This is a genomic window from Parasphingorhabdus pacifica (genome assembly GCF_054779195.1).
In genome coordinates this window covers 665,570-687,147 of record NZ_BAAGYS010000006.1, presented here as the reverse complement: position 1 = coordinate 687,147, position 21,578 = coordinate 665,570, and the positions used below count along the sequence as shown (strand labels likewise).

The 21,578-nt window shown below is 68.4% G+C and carries 24 protein-coding genes and 1 tRNA gene; 10 read left to right on the top strand and 15 right to left on the bottom strand.

Annotated elements, in window-relative coordinates; genetic code table 11:
• The first annotated feature begins 24 nt into the window (after positions 1-24).
• The 4 genes from ACYVAN_RS09295 (at position 25) to ACYVAN_RS09280 (ending at position 2,377) form a co-directional block, all read left to right on the top strand.
• Positions 25-525, top strand: coding sequence for a nucleoside deaminase (locus ACYVAN_RS09295; RefSeq protein ID WP_460957758.1), 501 nt, complete (start codon positions 25-27; stop codon positions 523-525).
• 84 nt (positions 526-609) lie between these two features.
• On the top strand, positions 610-1,209 hold the full coding sequence (locus ACYVAN_RS09290) for a nucleotidyltransferase family protein (protein WP_460957756.1): 600 nt from the start codon (positions 610-612) through the stop codon (positions 1,207-1,209).
• 128 nt (positions 1,210-1,337) lie between these two features.
• Positions 1,338-1,664, top strand: coding sequence for a hypothetical protein (locus tag ACYVAN_RS09285; RefSeq protein WP_460957754.1), 327 nt, complete (start codon positions 1,338-1,340; stop codon positions 1,662-1,664).
• Between the two features lie 83 nt (positions 1,665-1,747).
• On the top strand, positions 1,748-2,377 hold the full coding sequence (locus ACYVAN_RS09280) for a TetR/AcrR family transcriptional regulator (RefSeq protein ID WP_460957753.1): 630 nt from the start codon (positions 1,748-1,750) through the stop codon (positions 2,375-2,377).
• Between the two features lie 114 nt (positions 2,378-2,491).
• On the opposite strand, the gene ACYVAN_RS09275 is transcribed toward ACYVAN_RS09280, so the two are convergent.
• Positions 2,492-2,713 (bottom strand): DUF3618 domain-containing protein, encoded by a 222-nt coding sequence (locus ACYVAN_RS09275; protein WP_460957751.1) that lies wholly within the window; start codon positions 2,711-2,713, stop codon positions 2,492-2,494.
• Between the two features lie 251 nt (positions 2,714-2,964).
• Here ACYVAN_RS09275 and ACYVAN_RS09270 point away from each other — a divergent pair.
• Positions 2,965-3,038, top strand: a tRNA-Leu gene (locus tag ACYVAN_RS09270).
• A gap of 165 nt (positions 3,039-3,203) precedes the next feature.
• Here ACYVAN_RS09270 and ACYVAN_RS09265 read toward each other — a convergent pair.
• Positions 3,204-3,635: a type III secretion system chaperone family protein gene (locus ACYVAN_RS09265; RefSeq protein ID WP_460957748.1), complete on the bottom strand. Its 432-nt coding sequence runs from the start codon at positions 3,633-3,635 to the stop codon at positions 3,204-3,206.
• Positions 3,636-3,703: 68 nt separating this feature from the next.
• Positions 3,704-6,577: a penicillin acylase family protein gene (locus ACYVAN_RS09260; protein ID WP_460957746.1), complete on the bottom strand. Its 2,874-nt coding sequence runs from the start codon at positions 6,575-6,577 to the stop codon at positions 3,704-3,706.
• 270 nt (positions 6,578-6,847) lie between these two features.
• Here ACYVAN_RS09260 and ACYVAN_RS09255 point away from each other — a divergent pair, with 270 nt between their 5' ends.
• Complete coding sequence (locus tag ACYVAN_RS09255) at positions 6,848-7,726, top strand: ESX secretion-associated protein EspG (protein ID WP_460957744.1); 879 nt, start codon at positions 6,848-6,850, stop codon at positions 7,724-7,726.
• A gap of 134 nt (positions 7,727-7,860) precedes the next feature.
• On the opposite strand, the gene ACYVAN_RS09250 is transcribed toward ACYVAN_RS09255, so the two are convergent.
• Positions 7,861-8,676, bottom strand: a complete 816-nt coding sequence (locus ACYVAN_RS09250; protein ID WP_460957742.1) for a S1 family peptidase — start codon at positions 8,674-8,676, stop codon at positions 7,861-7,863.
• Between the two features lie 687 nt (positions 8,677-9,363).
• Between ACYVAN_RS09250 and ACYVAN_RS09245 the strand changes: the two genes are divergently transcribed.
• Complete coding sequence (locus tag ACYVAN_RS09245; RefSeq protein WP_460957740.1) at positions 9,364-10,818, top strand: ArnT family glycosyltransferase; 1,455 nt, start codon at positions 9,364-9,366, stop codon at positions 10,816-10,818.
• Between the two features lie 78 nt (positions 10,819-10,896).
• Here ACYVAN_RS09245 and ACYVAN_RS09240 read toward each other — a convergent pair whose 3' ends face one another.
• The 3 genes from ACYVAN_RS09240 to ACYVAN_RS09230 all read right to left on the bottom strand — a co-directional run bounded on the left by ACYVAN_RS09240 (position 10,897) and on the right by ACYVAN_RS09230 (position 12,880).
• Positions 10,897-11,760 (bottom strand): class I SAM-dependent methyltransferase, encoded by an 864-nt coding sequence (locus ACYVAN_RS09240; protein ID WP_460957738.1) that lies wholly within the window; start codon positions 11,758-11,760, stop codon positions 10,897-10,899.
• Between the two features lie 79 nt (positions 11,761-11,839).
• Positions 11,840-12,031, bottom strand: coding sequence for a DUF397 domain-containing protein (locus tag ACYVAN_RS09235; protein ID WP_460957736.1), 192 nt, complete (start codon positions 12,029-12,031; stop codon positions 11,840-11,842).
• Positions 12,032-12,880, bottom strand: a complete 849-nt coding sequence (locus ACYVAN_RS09230; RefSeq protein WP_460957734.1) for a helix-turn-helix domain-containing protein — start codon at positions 12,878-12,880, stop codon at positions 12,032-12,034.
• 133 nt (positions 12,881-13,013) lie between these two features.
• Here ACYVAN_RS09230 and ACYVAN_RS09225 point away from each other — a divergent pair, with 133 nt between their 5' ends.
• On the top strand, positions 13,014-13,163 hold the full coding sequence (locus tag ACYVAN_RS09225; protein WP_460957732.1) for a hypothetical protein: 150 nt from the start codon (positions 13,014-13,016) through the stop codon (positions 13,161-13,163).
• A gap of 254 nt (positions 13,164-13,417) precedes the next feature.
• On the opposite strand, the gene ACYVAN_RS09220 is transcribed toward ACYVAN_RS09225, so the two are convergent.
• On the bottom strand, positions 13,418-15,151 hold the full coding sequence (locus ACYVAN_RS09220; RefSeq protein WP_460957730.1) for a pyruvate dehydrogenase: 1,734 nt from the start codon (positions 15,149-15,151) through the stop codon (positions 13,418-13,420).
• A gap of 239 nt (positions 15,152-15,390) precedes the next feature.
• On the opposite strand from ACYVAN_RS09220, the gene ACYVAN_RS09215 reads away from it, so the two are divergent.
• Together ACYVAN_RS09215 and bcp are read left to right on the top strand one after the other, a co-directional pair.
• Positions 15,391-15,534 carry a hypothetical protein gene (locus ACYVAN_RS09215; protein WP_460957728.1) on the top strand — a complete coding sequence of 48 codons (144 nt, stop codon included), beginning with the start codon at positions 15,391-15,393 and terminating at the stop codon, positions 15,532-15,534.
• A gap of 24 nt (positions 15,535-15,558) precedes the next feature.
• Positions 15,559-16,032 (top strand): thioredoxin-dependent thiol peroxidase, encoded by a 474-nt coding sequence (bcp, locus tag ACYVAN_RS09210; RefSeq protein ID WP_460957726.1) that lies wholly within the window; start codon positions 15,559-15,561, stop codon positions 16,030-16,032.
• Positions 16,033-16,111: 79 nt separating this feature from the next.
• Here the strand turns inward: bcp and ACYVAN_RS09205 are convergent, their stop codons facing one another.
• The 7 genes from ACYVAN_RS09205 to ACYVAN_RS09175 all read right to left on the bottom strand — a co-directional run bounded on the left by ACYVAN_RS09205 (position 16,112) and on the right by ACYVAN_RS09175 (position 21,534).
• On the bottom strand, positions 16,112-16,870 hold the full coding sequence (locus tag ACYVAN_RS09205) for a sulfite exporter TauE/SafE family protein (protein ID WP_460957724.1): 759 nt from the start codon (positions 16,868-16,870) through the stop codon (positions 16,112-16,114).
• A gap of 429 nt (positions 16,871-17,299) precedes the next feature.
• Positions 17,300-17,905 (bottom strand): RdgB/HAM1 family non-canonical purine NTP pyrophosphatase, encoded by a 606-nt coding sequence (rdgB, locus tag ACYVAN_RS09200; protein ID WP_460957722.1) that lies wholly within the window; start codon positions 17,903-17,905, stop codon positions 17,300-17,302.
• Entirely contained in the window at positions 17,902-18,657 is a 756-nt protein-coding gene (gene rph / locus ACYVAN_RS09195; protein ID WP_460957720.1) for a ribonuclease PH, read from the bottom strand. The genes rdgB and rph overlap by 4 nt, the downstream gene beginning before the upstream one ends.
• 132 nt (positions 18,658-18,789) lie before the next feature.
• Positions 18,790-19,209, bottom strand: coding sequence for an Imm1 family immunity protein (locus ACYVAN_RS09190; protein WP_460957718.1), 420 nt, complete (start codon positions 19,207-19,209; stop codon positions 18,790-18,792).
• A 34-nt stretch (positions 19,210-19,243) separates the two neighbouring features.
• On the bottom strand, positions 19,244-20,014 hold the full coding sequence (locus ACYVAN_RS09185; RefSeq protein WP_460957716.1) for an MBL fold metallo-hydrolase: 771 nt from the start codon (positions 20,012-20,014) through the stop codon (positions 19,244-19,246).
• Positions 20,015-20,092: 78 nt separating this feature from the next.
• Positions 20,093-20,911, bottom strand: coding sequence for a glutamate racemase (gene murI, locus ACYVAN_RS09180; protein WP_460957714.1), 819 nt, complete (start codon positions 20,909-20,911; stop codon positions 20,093-20,095).
• A complete protein-coding gene (locus tag ACYVAN_RS09175; RefSeq protein ID WP_460957712.1) occupies positions 20,908-21,534 on the bottom strand; it encodes a rhomboid family intramembrane serine protease in 627 nt (208 codons plus the stop codon). The genes murI and ACYVAN_RS09175 overlap by 4 nt, the downstream gene beginning before the upstream one ends.
• Between the last annotated feature and the right edge of the window lie 44 nt (positions 21,535-21,578).

Sequence of the window (21,578 nt, the reverse complement as noted above, 5' to 3'; positions counted from 1 at the left end):
TCATCGACACCTGCCGAGGAGAACATGTCTGTGGACGCCGTTGAAACCGATTCGCACCAACCCGAGAAGTCCTGGCTCGCCGAGTCGATTCGGCTGGCGGTGGACAGCGTGGATTCGGGTGGTGGCCCGTTCGGCGCACTGATCGTTCGAGAGGGCGAGGTCGTCGCCACCGGCACGAACCTGGTCACCACGTCGTTCGATCCGACCGCCCACGCGGAGGTGACCGCCATCCGCCGGGCCTGCGAACGGCTCCGGGTGTTCGCGCTGGACGGCTGTGTGCTGGTGAGCTCCTGCGAACCGTGTCCGATGTGCCTGTCCGCAGTGTTGTGGTCCCGGGTTGATCGGGTGATCTACGCCGCCGACCGCGACGACGCGGCCGGCGCGGGATTCGATGATCGCGCGTTCTACGACTTGTTCAGCGACCCCGCCGCCGTGTGGCCGACACCGGTGACCCGGGTCGACGTACCGGAGCGCAACGCGGCCTTCGACGCGTGGTGCCGAAAGCCGGACCGCGTCGAGTACTGATCGATGGCCCGGTGCGCCGATTCGGCGTCCGGTCGGGGCACGATACCGACCGGGCGCCGGGTCGGCGCGAGTAAGCTGCCGACCGTGCACGTCGACGAGCCGAGCCCCCGCGTAGCGGGCGTGGTGCTGGCCGCAGGCGCCGGACGCCGCTTCGGGATGCCGAAAGCCCTGGTGCACCACGGAGCCGGGTTGCTGGTGGAACGCGCCGCCCGCGCCCTCGCCGACGGCGGCTGCGCCCCCGTCGTGGTGGTTCTCGGTGCCGCGGCGGACGAGGTCCGCTCCCGGGCCGACCTGTCGGGGATGACCGTGGTGATCAACGACGACTGGCCGAGCGGCATGGGTTCGTCGTTGCGGACCGCGCTGCGCACCCTCTCCGAGTTCCGCGAGACCGATGTCACCGCCGCGCTGATCCTCCCGGTCGACATGCCGGGGATCGGTCCGGAGGCGGTACGCCGGGTGGCCGTCCGAGCGGGCCGGGACGAGATCGTCGCCGCCGCGCACCACGGCCGCAGAAGTCACCCGGTGTTGCTGGGTCGCGCCCACTGGAGCGGCGCCGCCGCCGCGGCGAGCGGCGACTCGGGTGCCCGAAATTACCTGGCCGAGCGCGACGTCGCACTCGTGAACTGCGATGATGTATCCGACGGATGCGATATGGACCGCCCGGAAGACCTTCGAGGCGGTTAGGCCGTAGAGTCGAATTCCACGCATGAGGTGAGGCGAACACTGCCGGTGCCGACTGCGACGCCCGGCGTCCTCGGCTCCGGGCACGCGGACGTCACAGGGAGCTTCGAGCACGTCGACGCGGAGGCAGCATGGCCACGGGACACATCACCGCCAACTACGTGCCGGACGGCAACGACTGGTCGGTCACGGTCACGACCGACGAGGGTCACGAGAGCGCGCGGGCCCCCGGACTGATCGCTGCGCGGGACAAGGCGGACCAGATCATCGAGAAGGTCGCGCCCAGCCCGCACGGCCGGGTGGTCATCCACCTGCTCAACGGGGACGGCTTCGCCTTCAGCACGGCGTACCTGCAGGCTCGGCACGGGCTCTCGGACGAGGCGACGAGGCAGGCCGCCGCGGCCGCCGACGGCGCGTCCCGCAACGCACGTGGACCGACCGGCCACGCGGCCCGATAGCACGCGGCCCGATAGCGACGTGTGTCCGGTATGGGTAGCGTGCAACATAGGCCCAAGAGGTTCCGATCTCTAGGATGTCCGCCGTGAACGCTCCGACCAGCAGTGCGCACCAATCGCCGCACACCGACTCCGTACCCTCGCCATCCGGACGGGGGCGGCCTCGTGATGTCAGCCGCGATACCGCCCTGCGCACCGCCGCCCTTGAAGTGATGGCCGACGTCGGCTACCGGGCGCTGACGATGGATGCGGTCGCCGCGCGCGCAAGGGCGGGCAAGGCCACCATCTACCGGCGCTGGGATTCGAAGCTCGACCTGGTGATCGACACGTGCACCCAGTTGGTCCAGCGGAACATTCCCGAGCCGGACAGCGGTTCGATCGACAACGACCTCGGGGAGTTCCTTCGGGCCTTCGCGTCCTTCTTGACCGGCCCGGTCGGCAAGGCCGCGCAGGCACTGGTGGGAGAGCTCCCGCACGAACCCGAACTCGCTGCGGCGTTCCGGGAGTCGTTCCTGCTGCCGCAGCGAGCCGTGCTGCGGCGCATCATCGAACGGGCGCAGGAACGCGGTGAGGTCCGGGCGGACGCGCCGGTGGACACCATCGTCGAACTGGTCGGTGCCGGGTTCATCTACCGCCTGATGATCACCGACGAGCCGTTGGACTCCCGGTTCGTGGATCGCATCCGCACCGAGGCGCTGCTGCCGCTGCTGCGCTGACGCGCCCCGGCAGGCAGCCGATGTCGCCGCGCGGTGTGGTGGTACCGCGTCGACAGCGAACGTGCACGGGTGGACCGGAGATTCACCCGTGCGCGTTCGGCGGACCCACCGAGATCAGCGGAACAGTTTGCGGACCACCAGGATCGTGACCAGCGCCCCGGCACCGATCAGCACATACCGAACGGTCGGGTCGTCGAGCTTCTCCTGCAGGCCGGCCTTGCCGGACTCGACGAACCGCTTCGGGTCCGCCTTGGTGCCCAGGTCGTCAAGCGTGACGGCCAGCGCGTCGCGGGCTTTGTCGATCTCGCGCTGGATGTCCTCGGGATCGCGGGCCACGTGTCCTCCTCATGTTCCTGGCTGATGACACGTTAGATCACTCAGCGGCCAGGGTCATCGGCCGTCGACCGTGTCTGTCGCTATCACACGGCGTTCTGGGCAGTGCGGATATGATCGCTGATCGCCGCGGATCAGTGCATCTCGGGCCCACCACCCGAGTGGTTCGTCGACCTGCCCTGCAGATCAGGCCTGGTGAAGATCCCGGGTGCGGACACCGTGGGTGATCCCGGCACGTTAGGCTGTGCCGGAGAGGGGCCGTAGCCCAATTGGCAGAGGCACTAGGTTTAGGTCCTAGCCAGTGGGGGTTCGAATCCCCCCGGCCTCACACAGCAGCGCCCAGCGGATGCCGCTTCTTCGGTGTTGCAGGATGAGATCGCCCCTCGCACCCGAGGGGCGACTGCAACAAGCAGGCGACCAGGTCAGTCGTGGTCGAGACGTCCCGACTGGACGGCATCGGGAAGTTCGCCCATCGCGCCGCGACTCCCGGCGGTCAGTAGCCGTCGCCTCCGACGAAGATCTCCTCCAGTTGGTCGGCCGTGTCGGCCACGAACGTCAGCGGGTCGGTGAACTCGTTGATGTCCAGGTTCTCCAACGGCAGCGCGTGCCGGAGCACCACGTGTTCCCCCATGATCACCGCGCCGCACACCACCGATGTCTCGCCGATCTCCTTGAGCAGCCGCCCGAGGTTGACCTCGGAGACGGGCCCGCACACCGATGCGACCTGGACCCAGTCGTGGATCTCGTCGAGCACCTCGTGGCAGACGATGATGACCTGGCTGCGGTGGTCGGCGTACTCGATCAGGATCCGCAGCTCGTCGTCGTTGTCCTCGAGGACCCGGTATTCGGAACGGATGAACGAAACGAGATCGCCCCAGTTGGCCACGTGCTCCTCGGCTTCCACTTGCGTGCATTGCGTGATCAAGCCTATTTCATCCGTTGACCGACCCCTCGTGAGTACCGGTGTTAACCGGGTACTCACGAGGGCTCCGGTCAGCGGTGGGCGGGGAATTCGACCACCTGCTGGTAGGTCGGGCGGTTCTGCCAGCTGATCTTGTCCTGGCTGATGCCGCCGATCTTCCCGTGGATGATGGCGTCCGCGCACCACTGGTCGCCCGGCTCGCAGTCGGCGTCACCGGGGTAGGTCTGCTCGCTCGGTGTCGCCGCCGCCTGCTTCAAGGTGTCCAGCAACATCTGCCTGCACGCCCCCAGGTCGCCGCCACCGCACAGCGGCTCGCCGAACCCGCCGGGCACCTCCTCACCGAGAACACCACGGATGTTCTTGGAAACCTGGCCGAACCAGCCGAGCTGGAAGGCCGAGCCCTTGTGGTCCTGGCCGACGTGCAGTCCGGGCTCACCGTTCTGCCAGCCGGACGGGGATTCGTTGATTCCCATCACGTCGGTCAACGCCTGGTACGCCTGCTCGCCGAGCGCCGGTTCGAACTGGCCGCGCACGAGCAACGGCCACCACGCGTCCATCAGCTCGATCGCTTCGGAGTGGGCGTATTCGCGGCTGCCCGGTTCGGTTTCGGTGCGCTTGCCACCGTCCGCCGACCACGCCTTGAGCTGATCGATCAGGGCTGCCGCCGCCGGATCCTCGACGGGCTCGCTTTCGAGCACCCGCAGCAGGTCCGGCAGGTTGCGTTCGGCTCGGAGGTCGGTGATGCCCGCATCGGCCATCGCCTGGGTCAGATTGACCCGGGTCACCTCGCCACTTTCGACGAGGTCGGCGACCCGTGCGTCGAGCAGGTCACCACGCTGCACGGCGCCCTTCTCCATCCGGTCCCCGGTGGTTCCCGGCGCCTGCTTGTTGTTCCAGCTGACGTAGTAGTCCTGGTTGACGGAGTTCGGGTGTTCCTCCGGCGGGGCGTAGTCGGCGGTGTTGTTCGCCGGGTTCCAGCCCTGCCACTCGAATTCCGGGTCCGAGACGATCGGCAGGCTCGGATCCACCTTCGGGTTCCGCACCAGGTTGTCGCCCGAGTTGAAGTAGGCGGTGTCCTCGGAGTCGGCGTAGAACCAGTTGAACGTGTAGTTCACGTCCTGGGCCGCGCGCTGGAACGACTCAGCCGAGTCGACCGCGTTCGGGTCGTTGAACTTCTGGAACCCGATGATCGAGTCCACCTCGTGCAGGAACGTCGAGCGTGCGCTCGCGTAAGCGACGGGCTTGCCGTCGATCGTGGCGCGGTGGGTCACCGGTCCGTACTCGGTGCGGTACGAGACCAGCCGGTAGGAACCCGCCGGTGTGTCGTCACCCAGGTTCGGTTCCCACGAGTTCTCCCGCTCGACCGCTTGGAACGGTTTGCACTCGCCGTGGAACCGGTAGAAGTTCGATTCCTTGGTGACCGGTGCACCGTTCGGATCGCACAGCTCTACGGCGTAGGAGTCGATGATGTCCTGGCTGGCGGTGGTCGCGCTCCACGCGTAGTCCTGGCCACGTCCGAGCAGGGTGTAGAAGCTCAGCCCCGCGAACGAGGCGCCCTTCGACGAGATCCCCGGTCCTTGCAGTTCCTGCAGGGTCAGCAGCTGCGGAGCGAAGTAGCTCGTCTGCGGGCCGAACACCGCCACCGGGTGCCCGCTGTCAGTGTGTTCGCCGGAGACCATCAGAGCGTTGGACATGCCGTGCGGTTCGGACATGCCTCCGGGGACGACGCCGTCCTCGAAGACGCCGTCGAGCGCGTCGGTGGCCTCGGACGGGTCGATCTCCTCCGCGGTGGACGGGCGACGGGTCGCGGCTTCCGGCACCGGGGACTCCTGCTGCGCTTCGGCGGCCGATCCAGTGCGTTCGAACACCATCTGCTGTTCGGTCACGGAGCCGGGGTCGGGCATCGCGACCCCTTCCGGGTTCTCGGGCGAGACCGCGTACGGGAACGACTGCCCGTCGTGGAGCGTCGAGATCGCCTCCGGATCGTTCGCGGCGCGGAAGGTCTCGTAGACCTGTCCGCCGCGTTCGGGGCCGAAGCGTTCCTGCAGCGCCATCTGGGCCACCGCGTTCTGCACCTCGTTCCCACCGCCGCCACCGAACTGGGCTCCGACCAGCGAGGCCATCACGACCAGGTCGGTCAGCCGGAACGGCTCGATCTCGCCCTCGTTGGTGATCGGGTCGACGTGGCCGGTCGCCACGTACTCCCCCGGGAAGTAGCGGCCGTTGTGGGACTTCTCGATGTAGCGGTTGATCCCGTCCACATAGGACTGCGCATCGGCCAGAGCCAGCTGGCCGCGTTCACCCTGGGCCGCGACGGAATCGATCTGCCGCCGGAGTTCCTGTTCCGTGTAGGGCGAGGCCCGGAAGAAGCTCTGTTCCAACTCGCGGTTGGCTTCGGCCCCACCGGCGAAGGGCGTGACCTCCCCGCGTCCGGCGCGACGCAGCACGTCCATCAGGAACAGCTTGTCCTCAGCGGTCGTGTAGCCCGAGCCGAACATGGTTCCCGACCTGGTGTCACCGTAGATGTGCGGAATCCCGGCGGTTTCGTCCCGCACGACGGTCACGTCGGTGCGGGGCCGGTAGGTCCGTTCGACCTCGTCCTCGGGCACGCCGAAGGAGTGGTCGTTGAAGAAGTCGTTGATCGTGCCGGTGGTCAGCTCGGTGTAGCCGTCGGCGAGGTCGGCGTACTGGTCGATCTGGTCGTCGGAGTGCGGTGGCCGGGTACCGAACAGCATGTGCGAGGCCAACTCCACGAAGGTGGCGTTGCCGTTCTGCCCCGGCGGGAGGATGTCGTGGCACTGCTGGCGGCAGAAGTAGGTCGCCGGCTCCGGCACCTCGGGGTCTCGCGGTGCGGCGGGAGCTGCCGGCGCCATCAGCAGCGATCCCACTACGGCTCCGATACCCAAGGTAGCCACGGTTCGGTGGCGCCGTGTTCGCCAAGTCATACCCGGTCCCTTCGTTCGGTGACCTCGCGCACGCTAACCAACTTCCGACGAAAATGAAATGCCTTCACTTTTATGCGCCGGGCGGCCCCCGGATCACGAAATCCGGAAAACCGCAGCAGATCCTCACCTTCATCCGGACGACCACTCACCGGCTGCGACACGTTGAGCCATCCGGGTGGACGCGGTCGAACCGGCCCGGCGGCGCCGCCGAACTGGCTAACCTGGCAGAACCGGCAACGCGGGGACCATTGTGGACACTTGGGGGAGGCCATGCGGTGCGGAATCCAGGAGCTCGATGCGCTGTTGCGGCACGAAGGCCCGGAGACGGAGCACATCGGACGCTCCGGCAACCGCGAACTGCCCGCCTTCCTCGCCGACGGCGCGCGAACGGAGGCCCCAGCGAACCCGCCGGACGATTCGGCTTTCACCAGAGCGATGGCCAGGGACAACGGCTGGACCGGGGACGACGGGCGGCTGCTCCCGCAGTGGGTCGAGATCCTCACGACGCTGACCCGCGGACCCGAACGCGGAATGCTGCTGGTGCGCACACCCGAGGCCGAGACCAGGACACTGGTGGTCCGACGGCACGACACCGCCTACCGACTGGTGCTGCGCGACGGGGAACTCGACATCGACGAGGTTCCGGCACGAGCACCGTGGTTCGCACTCACACAGAATCTCCCCACGGCCGAACCCGCGCAGGGCAAACCGATGACGCTGCCCGCCAAGACCCTGGATTCGGCCAGGGCCGAAGCGCACAGGCACGCCGGCGACCCGGGCGAATGGGCAGCCTACGAGCTGCAACTGCGCAAGGTTCCGGCAATCACGGCGAAAGTCCTCGGCGCCTGGCTCAAGCGGGCCGATTCGGTCACCGCCGAACTCGGCGTCGCGCTCCGCGAGCCGACGGGATCGCTGCGCGTCGGTCCGTTCACCATCGCCGTCCACCGGTCCATGTCCGGCCGGGTAGCGGTCCTGCCGCAGCTTCCGGACGGGAGCCGGACCACGGTGGCGCCCGGTTCGAGCGTCGTGATCGCCCGAACGGCGCAGCACTACCTCGACGACCTCCGTCTCGATGCGCAGCCGGCGGAGCGACCGGGCAACCCGACACCGGGCTACCGTTCGTCGAGCGCACCCGACGAACGCCCCTGAGCGCGAAGCGGCCGATTACGTACCCTGTCCGTCCCGGACGGCCGCGAACCGCATCGGCAGAAGCTCGGCCGTCCCCCGCGCGCGGAGGACGGGGCGGCCCGTGTGGCCACCCCGCCCTCCGCGGGACGTGCGAGTCAGTTGTGGACCGGCGCACCGGTTCCGATCTGCTCCATCAGCACGTCATGGTAGGCGCCGATGCGGGCGTACACCCCCGGGTAATCCGGACGAGCGCATCCCTGGCCCCACGACGTGGCACCGATCAGCTTGCCGTCGACGACCATCGGACCACCGGAGTCGCCCTGACAGGCATCGATCCCGCCCTCGGGGTAGCCCGCGCAGACCATGCTGTCCGGCGAGTACTGGCCGTAGGCGGCCGAGCACGTCTCGTCCGAGGTCACCGGGACGGTGGCCTTCTGCAGGTGATCGGCCTGCTGGCCGCCTTCGCTGGTGGTGCCCCAGCCGAGGATCGTTGCCTGGCTGTCCGGCGTGTAACCCGCGTCATCGGCCGTCGCCAGCTCGATCGGAGTCTCCGAGACCGGCGCATCGAGAGTCAGGACCGAAACGTCGAAGCCGCGGGTCGCATCGGTGTAGTCCGGGTGGACCCAGACGTCCGAGACGGTGGAGACGGTTCCGTCATTCGCACTCATCTCGGTGCGACCGCTGATCACGTTGACCTCGGACGGGGTCGAATCGACCGTGCAGTGCGCCGCGGTCACGACCTTGTCCGGGGCTACGAGCGTGCCACCGCAGAACTGCTGACCGGACGGCGTGGCAAGTGCGACGACGTACGGGTGGTCCTCGATGTTGGCGTCCTCGCCGCCAACGATGAACGGGTTGACGTCCGCGGGCTGGTCCGGCGCGGCCTGGGCGACCGCCGCCGTCGCGAAAGCCGACAGGGCGACCGCCGTGGCACCTGCCAGCCGGGCCCAGCGTCGTGCGGGTGCGACCATGGTGTTCTCCTCGTCCGCTCCGACGCCGACCGAGCGATTGCTCGTCCGATTTGCCCGGAGCTGTCGAAAACGGCTGCTGGAGCAGTGATCTCGTCGCACCATAAGGGCGCGGCGAGCCACGCCAAAAGCGCACGAATTTGCCGTTTTCACAGTGCACGGCACCGACTGAACGAGAATCCACCAACCAGGTTTCGTATTTCCGACAACCGGGTTGCGAATTTTCGACAAGCGCTTGATCGGGACGCCCGAAATGGTTTCGGATACATCCCAGGTGTTCCCGGCACGCCCCGAACGCGCCGGGAACACCTGGTGTCGTCGCGAACCGCGCACCCGTCCGGTCGCACGACGCCACCGCCACCGCGGGCGGTGGGCACGACCACCTCCGACCCCGACTGCCCTCGGTGAACGTGCCGCACATGGTTTACCCGACAGCCGGCGGAGCATTCCACGACCGTTCGGACGAGCTTGACCGAGCACCCGTTGGACCAATCGAACCAGCAGCGTTGCCCACCCGCTCCCCTTACCGCACCTGCCGCCCCGCAAACCGGACTCCCGCAGGTCGCCTCCGGGGTTCCGGCGGAATCAGCGAGCGACCAATCCCGCGTCGTAAGCCAGGATTCCGGCCTGCGTCCGGTTCGAACACGCCAGCTTCACCAGCATCCTCGACACGTATCCATGATGGGACAGGTGCACGCCACACTCACTCCGGAATCGACCGGTACGCAGGAGCCGAGACCATTCGCCAGATGGCCGGTGTTCTCGGTCGCCGGGCTGTTCGCGGTCGTTCACGGAATCTTCGGCGGCATCGGGGACTACTGGTTCGACGAGGTCTACATGCTCGCCGCGGGCAAGTACCACCTCGCCTGGGGATACGTGGATCAACCGCCGCTGGTGCCGGCTCTCGCCGCGGCGATGGACTGGCTCGCCCCCGGCTCGCTGCCGATGCTGCGCCTGCCCGCGATCCTCGCGAGCACCGCGGCCGTCGTGTTGTGCGCGCTGATCGCCCGGGAACTCGGCGGGGACCGCCGGGCCCAGGTGCTCACCGCCGCCGCCTTCGCGACCGGCGCGTGGATGAACCTGGTCGGGCACTTCCTCACGCCGTACACGATGGAACCGCTGCTGTGGCTGGTGCTGACCTGGACGCTGGTCCGGTGGATCCGCACCCGCGACGACCGGCTGCTGCTCGGGACGGGCGCGGTGGTGGGGGTGACCTTGGAGACCAAGTTCCAGGTCGGCATCCTCTGCGTGGTTCTGCTCGGCGCGGTGCTGATCGCGGGTCCACGCGCGGTGCTGCGCCGACCGCTGTTGTGGGTGGGCGCCGGGCTCGCCCTGTTGATCGCGCTGCCCACCCTGATCTGGCAGGCCGGACACGGGTGGCCGCAGTTGCGGATGGCATCGGCCGTCGTCGCCGAGTCCGAGCTGCTCTCCGGCGGGCGCAGCGGAACCGCGCTCACGCTCGTGCTCTACGCTGGAGCGGCAGGCACCTTCCTGGTCGGATACGGCCTGTGGCGGTTGCTGGTCACTCCCGAACACCGCGAACACCGGTTCCTCGGCGTGACCTTCCTCGCGCTGTACGTGCTGTTCGTCGCGACCGCCGCGCGGCCGTACTATCTGATCGGCCTGTACGGCATCGCGATGGCAGCCGGTGCGGTGGGCTTGCAGCGGCGCCGGGAGACCAAGCGGACGCGCCGGTACGGCTGGCTCGCCTGGCCCGCGTACGCGCTGTCGATCGCGGTGGTCGTACCCGTGTTCCCGCTGACGACGCAGATGTCGTCGCTGCTCGGAATACCCGAGAGCAACGTCCTGACCAGGAAGGTCGCGACCGCTTACCACTCGCTACCTGCGGGCGCGCGCGAGCACACGGCGATCATGGCCAACATGTACGGAGTCGCCGCGGTCATCGACGTGCGCGGCGAGGAACGGGGACTTCCGAGGGCCCACAGCGCGCATCGCGGCTACGGGGCCTTCGGTCCGCCGGACGAGGACGCCACGTCGGTGCTCTTCGTAGGACGAGAACCGTCCGACGTTCGCCCCTACTTCGACGAGCTCCGGTCGGTCGGCGACGACGAACTGGAGATCTGGCTGCTCTCCGGGCGCACGGAGCCGTGGACGGAGATCTGGCCACGCATCCGGCATCTGTGAGAACGGGTCACCCCTGGGGGGTGTGCCCGGGCCGCGTCCCGCCGGTTCGCCGGTGAGGCGCGGCCCGGGTCTGTGCACTCAGCCGCCCGGTTTCACCGCGCGCAACGCGTAGAGCAGGGGGATGCGCGGGGCACTGTCCGGCAGTCGCCACCATCCGCTCTCCGTGCGTTCCATCGATCCCCAGCGCGGCCACGGCAACAGCTCGGTCTCGCGCACACTCGTCACCGGCAGTCCGGCACCGACCACCGAGCTGACCACTTCACCGAGCCCGTGCGCCCACTCGTAGCTGACCGTCGTTCCGGTGACCTCGGGGCCATCGGTGTAGGTCCGGGACGCATCGCGTTCCACCGCTCCCCTACCCGCGAGGTAGTCGTTGCGCAGCACCAGCTCGTCGCCCTGGCCGGGCGCCGGAACCGGGCCGAGCGCGTTCAGCACCGGGTGGAACTCCACCACGTAGAGCTTGCCGCCGGGCTTGAGGAGGTTCGCCATGACGTCGGCCCAGCGACGAAGATCCGGCAGGTAGCACAGCGATCCCTTGCCGGTGTAGATCACGTCGAAGGTGCGCCCGCGCAGGGCTTCCACCGCGTCGTAGACGTTCGCGTGCACGTAGTCGATCCGCAGCCCGGACTCGTCGGTCAGCCGCTCGGCGTGGGCCACGGCTTCCGCGGAGAAGTCCAACCCGACGGTGTTCCGCGCCCCGCGCATCGCGAACGCCTGGGTCTCGGTGCCCAGGTGGCACTGCGGATGCAGCACGTCGAGCCCGCGGAGGTCCCCGAGGTCCTCCCATTCGAACGGGGCGAACCAGTCCTCGGCGGTCCGGCTACCGTCGAGACCGTAGAAGGCGCTGGACACGTGCACCGGTGTCCGGCTGTCCCAGTTCGCCTCGTTGGAACGCATCATCGTCCGGGTCGACAGGTCGAACCCGCTCGTCATTTCCGTCATTTCGGAACAAGCCTCCAGTTGCTCGGCGCACGGCCGGTCGCAGGAACGGCTCCACCCCGCCACGGGCGAGCCGCACACCTCACGTGTCGAAGTCTCCGCGCTTGACGCCGGTGAGGAACTCCCGCCAGCGCTGGGAGGTCACCGCGAAGTGCCCGGCGACGCGATGCTTCGTGTCCCGGACACCGATCCGCTCGATGCCGAAGCCGACCTCGACGCACTGTCCCTGCCCTTGGGTGCGAGTGCTCGTGCGCCAGCCGGTGATGCATTCCATCTACAGTTCTCCAATGCGCTCATTGATGAGTTCAACAGAGCCCTCGGGGTCTCTCGCATGTGCGCGTAAATGATCCATCATCATCACGTAGTTGGACAGCTCCACTTCTCTTTCGAGGTATAGGCCACCCACGTGGGTTTCCAGATAAACAACGTCCGGGTCGATTTGATTGGCGTAGCGCAGGATCACGAACGGACCGGCCTGCGCTGGGTGCGCACCGGCCTCCAGTGGCATCACCTGCACCGTCACGTGGGGCAGTTCCGCGAGTTTCAGCACGTATTCGAGCTGTCTGCGCAGCACGCCGGGCCCGCCGACGCAGCGCCGGAGCGCGACTTCGCCGACCACCGCCCACAACTCCATCGGATTCGGACCAACGATCCGCTGCTGGCGTTGCACCCGCAATTCCACTCTTCGGTGTATCTCGGATTCGTCCGCGCGAATGAGTGTGGATTTGGTGATCGCGTACGCGTATTCACGAGTTTGGAGCAATCCGGGAATCGCCTCGGACTCGTACGTATGAATCGAGGAGGCCTCGGCTTCCAGGCCGACGTAGGTCTCGTACCACTCGGGGAGCACGTCGCTGTAGGAGTGCCACCAGCCGCGCTTGCGGGCGTCCCTCGCCAGGTTGATCAGCTGCTCCCGCTCGGCCCCGTCCACCTCGTAGAAGTCCAGCAGCGCCGAGACGTCGCCGACCGAGGGGGAGCGCTTGGCCGTCTCCACCCGCCCGATCTTCGCCTGGGTGCAACCGAGGTGAGTGGCCGCCTGGTGCTGGGTCACTTCCGCCAACGCCCGCAGTCGGCGCAGCTCGGCGGCGAGGCGGCGGCGGCGAACGGTCGGACTCACAGTCATGGAGTTCAGTGTCCACTCCCGCCCACGGTGAGTCACGAGCGAATCACACTTACGACATCTGGCGAGGCTGATCCACTCGGCGCACGCTGGGGATCACCCGGTCCTCATCCGGAACGTCGAGCGGGAGGGTGAGATGTACGAGCTGATCGCACTGGCCACACTGGTGTGGGCCGTCCTCTTCGGACTCGGGATCACCACGTGGTGGTGGGCGAGCCGGCCGGACCGCGCCGAACTCGTCGAGCGTCGCCGACCGGCTCCGCGACACCGGCACCGGCACCCCTAGGGCGCGTCTCGAAGGCAGCTGCCCTCCTGCGCGACCTACGGCCCCGCCCGGCGGCCCGGCCGGACGAGGACCTGAAACCACCTCGCCCCGGCTCGCCTCGCTCGGTACGGTCGCGAGAGTGCTCTCGCCGCGGACCCATCCGAGGGCTGTTCGACAGGCGGGCCTTGTTCGACAGGCGGGCCTTGTTCGACAGGCGAGCGCTGTTCGACAGGCGGGGGTGATCCCGACCCTGGTCGTCGCGAGCGGTCCCTCCGCTACCGGCCGGGCACGTTGCGCAGGTTGCTGCGTGCGAGCTGGACCATCTTCCCGACACCGCCGGACAACACCGTCCTGCTGACCGCCAGCGCGAACCCCTTCACCTGGGAGCCGGTGATCCGCGGCGGCATCGACAGCGCGTTCGCGTCGGTCACCACGTCGACCAGAGCGGGCCCCGGGTGCCGCAACGCGTCGTCCAGCGCACCACGCACCTCGTCCGGTCGTTCGGCGCGGACGGCGTGGATCCCGGCGGCCGCGGCGATGGCGGCGTAATCGAAGCGGTCGTGGTCGGTGCCGAAGTCCGGCATGCCGTCCACCAGCATCTCCAGCTTCACCATGCCGAGCGAGGCGTTGTTGAACACGACGAGCTTGACCGGCAGCTGGTGGGTGCGCAGCGTCAGCAGGTCACCGAGCAGCATGCTCAGGCCGCCGTCGCCGGACATTGCGATCACTTGGCGTCCCGGGTCGGCGTTCTGGCAGCCGATCGCCTGCGGTAGCGCGTTGGCCATCGAACCGTGCACGAACGAGCCGATCATCCGGCGACGACCGTTGGGGGTCACGTACCGCGCCGCCCACACGTTGCACATTCCGGTGTCCACAGTGAACACGGCGTCGTCGGACGCGAGGTCGTCGAGCACGTCGGCCACGTACTCCGGGTGAACGGGAACCTGGTGGGTCACCTCGTGGGTGTAAGCCGACACCACTCGTTCGAGCAGGTTGGCGTGCTCCTGCAGCATCCGGTCCAGGTACCCTCGGTCGGTCTTCTGCTCGAGCCTCGGCAGCACGGCTCTGATCGTCTCCCGGACATCGCCCTGGACCGCGAGGTCGAGCACGGTCCGCCTGCCGAGGTGCGCGGGCTCGATGTCCACCTGGACGGTGTTGGCCTGCGGCAGGAAGTCGTTGTACGGGAAGTCGGTCCCCAGCAGCACCACCCGGTCGGCGCGATGCATGGCCTCGTGGCAGGCGCCGTACCCGAGCAGACCGCTCATCCCGACGTCGTAGGCGTTGTCGTACTGGATCCACTCCTTGCCGCGGAGAGCGTGGCCCACCGGCGCGTTCAACCGGCCCGCGAGTTCCATCACCTCGCTGTGCGCACCCCGCGTTCCCGCCCCGCAGAACAGCATCACCCGCTCCGCCGAGTTCAACGAATCCGCGAGCGCGGCGACCTGCGATTCGGGAGGTACCACCGTCGACGGCTCGCAGTCGACGACACCGCGTCCCGTCGAGTGCGCGACCGGTTTGTGCGCGACGTCGCCCGGCAGCACCAGCACCGACACGCCCCGGCGCCCCGCCGCGGTCTGGATGGCGCTGCGCAGCAGGCGCGGCATCTGCTCCGGCTGGGACAGCAGCTCGCAAAAGTGGCTGCACTCGTCGAACAGCTCTTCGGGATGGGTTTCCTGGAAGAAGCCGGTACCGATCTGTTCGGACGGAATGTGCGAGGCGAGCGCGAGCACCGGCGCACCGCTGCGATGCGCGTCGTAGAGCCCGTTGATCAGGTGCAGGTTTCCGGGGCCGCAGCTTCCCGCGCAGACGGCCAGGCTGCCGGTCAACTGGGCTTCGGCACCCGCCGCGAAAGCAGCGGTCTCCTCGTGCCGGACGTGCACCCACTCGATTTCTCCGGAGCGGCGCACCGCGTCCACGACCGGATTGAGGCTGTCCCCGACTATTCCGTAGATGCGGCGAACCCCTGCCTGTACGAGCACTTCGATGAACTGGTCGGCGACTGTGGGCACGACTCGGCCTCCGGGGGTTCGGGTTGGGGCGCGTCCGCTCCCCCGGATCTACGCGGCCGCACCGAGGTGCGCAACTCGAAGCATCCGCACAGCAGCGATTTCGCGAACTCCCCGGAAAATCGGCACCGCTCGGGTGAGAGCGGTAACGCGAACGCTCCGAGCGACGATCACGTCACTGTCTGAAAAGAACAATTCGGGAAGGGACGGCGTTGAGCCTGCGCGTCTACACCATTTGCGCGATGTCCATCACTGCCTCTGCCGTGGCGGGACTGCTCGTCGGCGCATTCATCGCGGGCGGAGGCCGGGGCGAGGAGCCACAACCGGTGTCACAGGTTTCGGCGAGCGTTCCGGCGGAGTCGACAACGCACTTCGTCCGGCGGTGACCGGCGTCGGCTAATCTCGGCGGCATGACTGAACAGCAACGTCTCGCCGCCGGGGACGCCGCACCGGACTTCGCCCTGCCCGACGCGGACGGCAACACCGTCTCGTTGTCCGATTACCGGGGCAAGTCCGTGGTGGTGTACTTCTACCCGGCCGCGAGCACCCCCGGCTGCACCAAGGAAGCGTGCGACTTCCGGGACAGCCTCGCGGAACTCGAAGGTGCCGGCTTCGAGGTGGTCGGAATCTCACCGGACAAACCCGAGAAGATCGCCGCGTTCCGGGACGCGGAAGGGCTGACGTTCCCCTTGCTGAGCGACCTTGAGAAGACGGTCATGTCGGCGTGGGGAGCGTACGGCGAGAAGCAGAACTACGGCAAGATCGTCCAGGGCGTCATCCGCTCGACGTTCGTCGTCAACCCCGAGGGGAAGATCGACCAGGCCCTCTACAACGTGAAGGCCACCGGTCACGTCGACCGCCTGCGCAAGACCATCGGAGTCTGACCGGGCGGGACACCCCTGGGTGCCGGTCTCCCCGGCAACCGGCACCCGCGGAAACGGCAGGGGCGCGGCCACGCACCGGTCAGTCCAGCGCCATGTAGATCGCGACCCCGGCCGCGATGACGACCACCGTGTAGCGAAGCAGCGTGGCAGGCAGCTTTCTGGCGATCTTCCCGCCCAGGAACCCGCCCAGCAACGTGGTCGGCACCAACATCAGCACCGCGATCCAGTCGACCGGCGCGACCAGCGCTAGCACCACGAACGTCGCCGCGCTGCCGACCATCCCGAGCCAGCTCTTGAGCGCGTTGAGCCTGCGCAGGCTGTCGTTGGCCGCGAGAACCAGGATCGCGATCAAGATGACGCTGCGCGCCCCGCCGAAATATCCGCCGTAGATCGACGCCAAGAAGATGCCGATCGTCAGCAGGACCGTCTTGTCCGGCCCGGCAGGATCAGGATTGCCCAGCCACTGACGGATCTTGTGCTGGAAGGCCATGAGGACCGCCGACAGGCCCACCAGCGCGGGCACCACGGCGTCGAAGACCGAACTGGGCAGGATCAGCAACAGCCCGCAACCGATCACCGAGCCGATCACCGCCGCCACCGAGGTGAACAGCATCCGCCGCTTCGTGCCGGAAAGGTCGTCGCGCTGACCGACCGCGGCGCCGATGAACCCCGGCCCCTGCGCCACCGAGTTCGTCACGTTGGCCACCAGCGGTGGCATTCCCGTGGCCAGCAATGCGGGAAAGACCAGCAGTGATCCCCCGCCGGCGACCGCGTTGATCGCGCCGGAGAAGAAGCCCACCACCACGAGCAGGACCGGTTCGAGCCATTCGGTATGCACAGGTGGAAGCTAGTCATTCGCTCCGCACGTCCCCCGTCCGGGGTCGGTCACCTCCCGTCGTGCGGGCCGCACCGACCGATCCGGCGCCGCCCGTATCCTGTTCGCCGACCGCGTGATCACAGCTCGGCATCATTGCGACGCGCATCGTTCCGGCCGGCCTCGCGCAATCGGCATGCTCGACACCGAGCCCGCAAGCACCCGACCCCGCCCGCGGGCGCCCGTTGATCACGGCCACGCGGCGAGAGCTTCCAGCCGGCCGGAACAACCAACCGTGCTGAGCAGCGACGACGAAATAGGCACCGGTGAGCGATCGGGTCGGCTCGGCAGCGGTTCGCCCGGTGCCCCGACGGGTCACTATTCAGGGGTGAGCATTCGGCGGATGAGCATTCGGTCGGTGGTCGTTCGACCGGTGAGTATGCGACCGGTGGTTCAGCTCGCGAGTTCGCGCAGCTTCGGCAGCAACAGCCGCAGGGCCCGGCCGCGGTGCGAATCCGCGTCCTTCTCCTCCGGAGTCAGCTCGGCGGAGGTCCGCGACTCGCCGTCCGGTACGAAGATGGGGTCGTAGCCGAACCCGTTCTCGCCGCGCGGGGCACGAATGATCGTGCCCCGCCACTCGCCCCGCACCACGAACTCCGCACCACTCGGCTGAACCAGCGCCGCCGCCGAGACGAAGCCGCCACCACGCCGGGAATCGGGCACGTCGGCCAGTTGCCCCAGGAGCAGATCCAGATTCGCCCGATCGTCACCGTGCTTCCCGGACCACCGGGCGGAGAACACGCCCGGCATGCCGTTGAGCGCGTCGACGGACAGCCCCGAATCGTCGGCCACCGCCGGAAGGCCCGTCGCGGCGGCCGCATCAGCGGCCTTCGCCACCGCGTTCTCCTCGAACGTCGCGCCCGTCTCCGGGGCCTCGGGAAACTCGGGGACCTCGTCCAGTCCCACGACCTCGATGCCCCGCACGCCCTCGGCGTCGAGGATGCGCCGCAGTTCAACCAGCTTCCCCGCGTTGCGGGTGGCCAGCAGCAGCCGAGTCATGCCTGCTTCCCCGGAAGTTCCTTCGGATACGGTTCGGCCAGCGCGTCCGCCTGCGCCCGCGAGAGCTGCGTGCACCCGTCCAGGGCGAAATCGATCATCTTGTCCAGAGTGGACCGCGTGTAGGTGGCTCCCTCACCGGTGCCCTGCACCTCGACGAGCGTGCCGTGGTCGGTGGCCACCACGTTCATGTCCACCTCGGCCCGCGAATCCTCCTCGTAAGGCAGGTCCAGGCGCACCCGGCCGTCCACGACCCCCACGCTGATCGCCGCGATCGAGCAGGACAGCGGTTTGGGGTCGGACAACCGGTTCGCCGCGCTCAACCAGGTCACCGCGTCGGCCAGGGCCACGTACGCGCCGGTGATCGCCGCCGTCCGGGTACCTCCGTCGGCCTGGATCACGTCGCAGTCCAGGGCGATCGTGTTCTCCCCCAGCGCGCCCAGGTCGATGCAGGCGCGCAGCGACCGGCCGACCAGCCGGCTGATCTCGTGGGTCCGCCCACCGATGCGGCCCTTCACTGACTCGCGAGGACTACGAGTGTTGGTCGCCGAAGGCAACATCGCGTACTCGGCGGTCACCCAGCCGAGACCTGACCCGGTCCGCCAGCGCGGAACGCCCTCCTGGACGCTCGCCGCGCACAGCACGCGAGTCCGGCCGAATTCCACCAGCACGGAGCCGGCGGGCCAGTCCTGGTAGCCACGGGTGATCCGCACGTTCCGGAGCTCGTCGTCGCCCCGTCCATCAGCTCGTACCACGGAGACCACCTTACGGGGCCGGAAAGAGCGCTTCCGAGCGGGTGACACGACGAGTAACGCGCTTCGGTACCCGACTCCGGCCGCGTGGGACCTCCGGAACGCCGCGATGAGGCGGCCATCGTCGCCGCCGGATCACAGCTCCACGTGACGCCACTCCACCGAGGACGGCCGACGGCCGGTTTCCAGGAACTCCCGCAGCGCGGTGGCCAACACCGGCAGTCGAACCCCGCTACCGGCGGGAAACTCCACGTCATCGGTGATCAGCTCCGGGGACTCCGGATCTCCCGCCAGCACCGCGAAGTCGTGCTCGACATCGATGTGGCTCAGATATCCGTAGCCGCCCGCCACCGCGGCCGCCACGTCGTGATCGAGCATGCCCGCCTCGGCATCGGCGAGTTCGCGCGACTCGTGCCAGATCGTCGCCGCACCGGCGTTCTGCTCCGCCAACCGGTCGATCAGGTCGTCGATCCCAGCCGGTTCGGTGATCGTGACCCCGTCCCCGGCGTTGGCGTCGGTGGTCGAGCTGATCGGCCAGACCGCAGTGATCGTCATGACTTCTTCCCCTCCTGCGCCGATTGAATCTGGGTCAGACCGTGTAGGCACGCCCGGCCTCGACCAGTTCGGTGGGCCCGTCGAAGGTCCCGCGCGCTTCGTCCAGGATGGCCTCCCGGTCCGTCCACGGCTGCAGGTGGGTGAGCAGCAGGCGTCCCGCACCGGACTCCTTCGCCGCCTCGGCCGCCTGTCGCCCCGACAGGTGGACGTTCACCGGCGCATCGTCGAAGTCGACCCACGAAGCCTCGGCTAGGAGCACGTCGGCATCCCGACCGAGTTCGAGCAGCGCGTCGCAGGGCCCGGTGTCCCCGGTGTAGGCCAGCACCTTGCCCTCCGCCTCGATCCGCAGACCCCACGCGGGGCACACGTGATCCATCCGGACCGCACGGATCTCGAACGGCCCGACCCGGAACGGTTCCGCCGACAACGCCGAGAAGTCGAAGACGTCCGACAGGTCGGTCTCGGCCCGCTCTGACGCATCGGTCGCGTACAGCGCCGCCAACCGTTCAGCGGTGCCCTCCGGCCCCCACACGGGCAGCCGTTCGCTCGCCGGGTCGTACGGCGGATTCGGATGGTATCGCCGCAGCACCGTCAGCCCGCCGAAATCGGCGCAGTGATCGGGATGCAGGTGGCTGAGCAGCAGAGCGTCGACGCTGAACGGATCGACGAGCCGTTGCAGCGCACCCAGCGTGCCGTTGCCCAGGTCGAGCACGATCCGCGCCCCACCTGCCTCGACCAGGTACCCGGAAGCGGGTGAGTCCGGAGCGGGCACGCTTCCGGAGCAGCCCAGAATCGTCAGCTTCAACTGTTCTCCAATCCCACACCCGGTTTCGGCCTCCCGGGCGGGCTCGCTCGTGCATCCGTCCGGCGGATGCCGCGAACCTCAGAACGCCGACGAGCTTGCCACGCGCACCGGCGCCACCGCATCGGCCGCCAAGGTCGGCACCAGGAAACGCCGCGCCAGCCTCGTGAACCGCTCGGGCTCCCCGGTGCAGCGGAACTCGTGGTCGGCCGGCCTGGGACCGTCCGCGAGTCGACCGTGCCTGGTCAACACCCGGAGCACGTCTTTCGCGGTCTCCTCCGCGCTGGAAACGAGCGTCACGTGCTCGCCCATCGCCAGCTGCAGAACCCCCGTCAGCAGGGGGTAGTGGGTGCAGCCCAGCACCAGCGTGTCGACATCGGCCTGCTGCAGCGGGTCCAGGTAACCCTGCGCCAGACCCAGAACCTGGCGGCCACTGGTGGTGCCGCGCTCCACGAAGTCGACGAACCGCGGGCACGACACGGTGGTGAGCTCGACGTCCGGAGCGGCGGTGAACGCGTCGTCGTAGGCGCACGAGTCGATCGTCGCGACTGTTCCGATCACCCCGACCCGGCGGTTCCGGGTGGTCGCCATCGCCCGTCGCACGGCGGGCAGCACGACCTCGACCACGGGGATGTCATAACGCTCGCGGGCGTCGCGCAGACATGCCGACGACGCGGTGTTGCAGGCGATCACCAGCATCTTCACGCCCTCGTCCACCAGCGAATCGGTGATCGCCAGGGTGCGGGCGCGGATCTCGGCAAGTGGCATGGGGCCGTACGGCGCGTTCGCGGTGTCGCCCACGTAGCGCACGCCTTCGTCGGGGAGCTGCTCCATGATCGCGCGGGCCACGGTGAGCCCGCCCACCCCGGAGTCGAAGATGCCGATCGGCGCGTCCGTCACCCCGCCAGTGTGCCAGGCGAGCCGGAACCTTCCCGCCGGGTCGTGCGCTTCGCCACGAGCCATGCGGCCACGAGTCCGCCGAACGCGCCGAACAGGTGACCTTCCCACGAGATGCCGGGTTGCCCGGGCAGCACGCCCCACAGCATCCCGCCCCAGTAGAAGAACAGCACCAGGGCGACCACGATCTGACCGAAGCTGCGCTGGAAGAACCCGCGCACCAGCAGGAAGACCATCCAGCCGAAGATCACCCCGGACGCGCCGACGTGCGTAACCGGGGCACCGACCAGCCACGTGCCCAGGCCGCCGACGATCCAGACGATCGCGGTCACGCCGAGGAATTGGCCCAGACCGCCGGACATCACCAGCCAGCCGAGGACGACGAAAGCCAGGGTGTTGGCGAACAGGTGCTCCCAGCCCGCGTGCAGGAACGGAGCCCACAGGACGCCGTCCAGCCCGTGAACCTCCCGCGGGATGATCCCGTTGCGATCGAGCTGGGCGGGAACCAGCACGTCGACCAGCTCGATCGCGTACAGCAGAGCGGTGAACAGCAGCACGACGACCGCCGACCGGACAGGCTGTTCCGGCAGTACACGGGCTCTGCGACGATCCGGTGGCCGATTCACACCACCGAGGTTACGCGGGAAAAGGAAAATACGACTCAGGGATC

What these genes read in the sequence shown, in the direction of transcription:
- ACYVAN_RS09295 (WP_460957758.1), top strand. Translation starts at nt 25, where the DNA reads ATGTCTGTGGACGCCGTTGAAACCGATTCGCACCAACCCGAGAAGTCC.
- ACYVAN_RS09285 (WP_460957754.1), top strand. Translation starts at nt 1,338, where the DNA reads ATGGCCACGGGACACATCACCGCCAACTACGTGCCGGACGGCAACGAC.
- ACYVAN_RS09260 (WP_460957746.1), bottom strand. Translation starts at nt 6,577, where the DNA reads ATGACTTGGCGAACACGGCGCCACCGAACCGTGGCTACCTTGGGTATC.
- ACYVAN_RS09255 (WP_460957744.1), top strand. Translation starts at nt 6,848, where the DNA reads ATGCGGTGCGGAATCCAGGAGCTCGATGCGCTGTTGCGGCACGAAGGC.
- ACYVAN_RS09250 (WP_460957742.1), bottom strand. Translation starts at nt 8,676, where the DNA reads ATGGTCGCACCCGCACGACGCTGGGCCCGGCTGGCAGGTGCCACGGCG.
- ACYVAN_RS09240 (WP_460957738.1), bottom strand. Translation starts at nt 11,760, where the DNA reads ATGACGGAAATGACGAGCGGGTTCGACCTGTCGACCCGGACGATGATG.
- ACYVAN_RS09235 (WP_460957736.1), bottom strand. Translation starts at nt 12,031, where the DNA reads ATGGAATGCATCACCGGCTGGCGCACGAGCACTCGCACCCAAGGGCAG.
- ACYVAN_RS09230 (WP_460957734.1), bottom strand. Translation starts at nt 12,880, where the DNA reads ATGACTGTGAGTCCGACCGTTCGCCGCCGCCGCCTCGCCGCCGAGCTG.
- ACYVAN_RS09225 (WP_460957732.1), top strand. Translation starts at nt 13,014, where the DNA reads ATGTACGAGCTGATCGCACTGGCCACACTGGTGTGGGCCGTCCTCTTC.
- ACYVAN_RS09215 (WP_460957728.1), top strand. Translation starts at nt 15,391, where the DNA reads ATGTCCATCACTGCCTCTGCCGTGGCGGGACTGCTCGTCGGCGCATTC.
- bcp (WP_460957726.1), top strand. Translation starts at nt 15,559, where the DNA reads ATGACTGAACAGCAACGTCTCGCCGCCGGGGACGCCGCACCGGACTTC.
- rdgB (WP_460957722.1), bottom strand. Translation starts at nt 17,905, where the DNA reads ATGACTCGGCTGCTGCTGGCCACCCGCAACGCGGGGAAGCTGGTTGAA.
- ACYVAN_RS09190 (WP_460957718.1), bottom strand. Translation starts at nt 19,209, where the DNA reads ATGACGATCACTGCGGTCTGGCCGATCAGCTCGACCACCGACGCCAAC.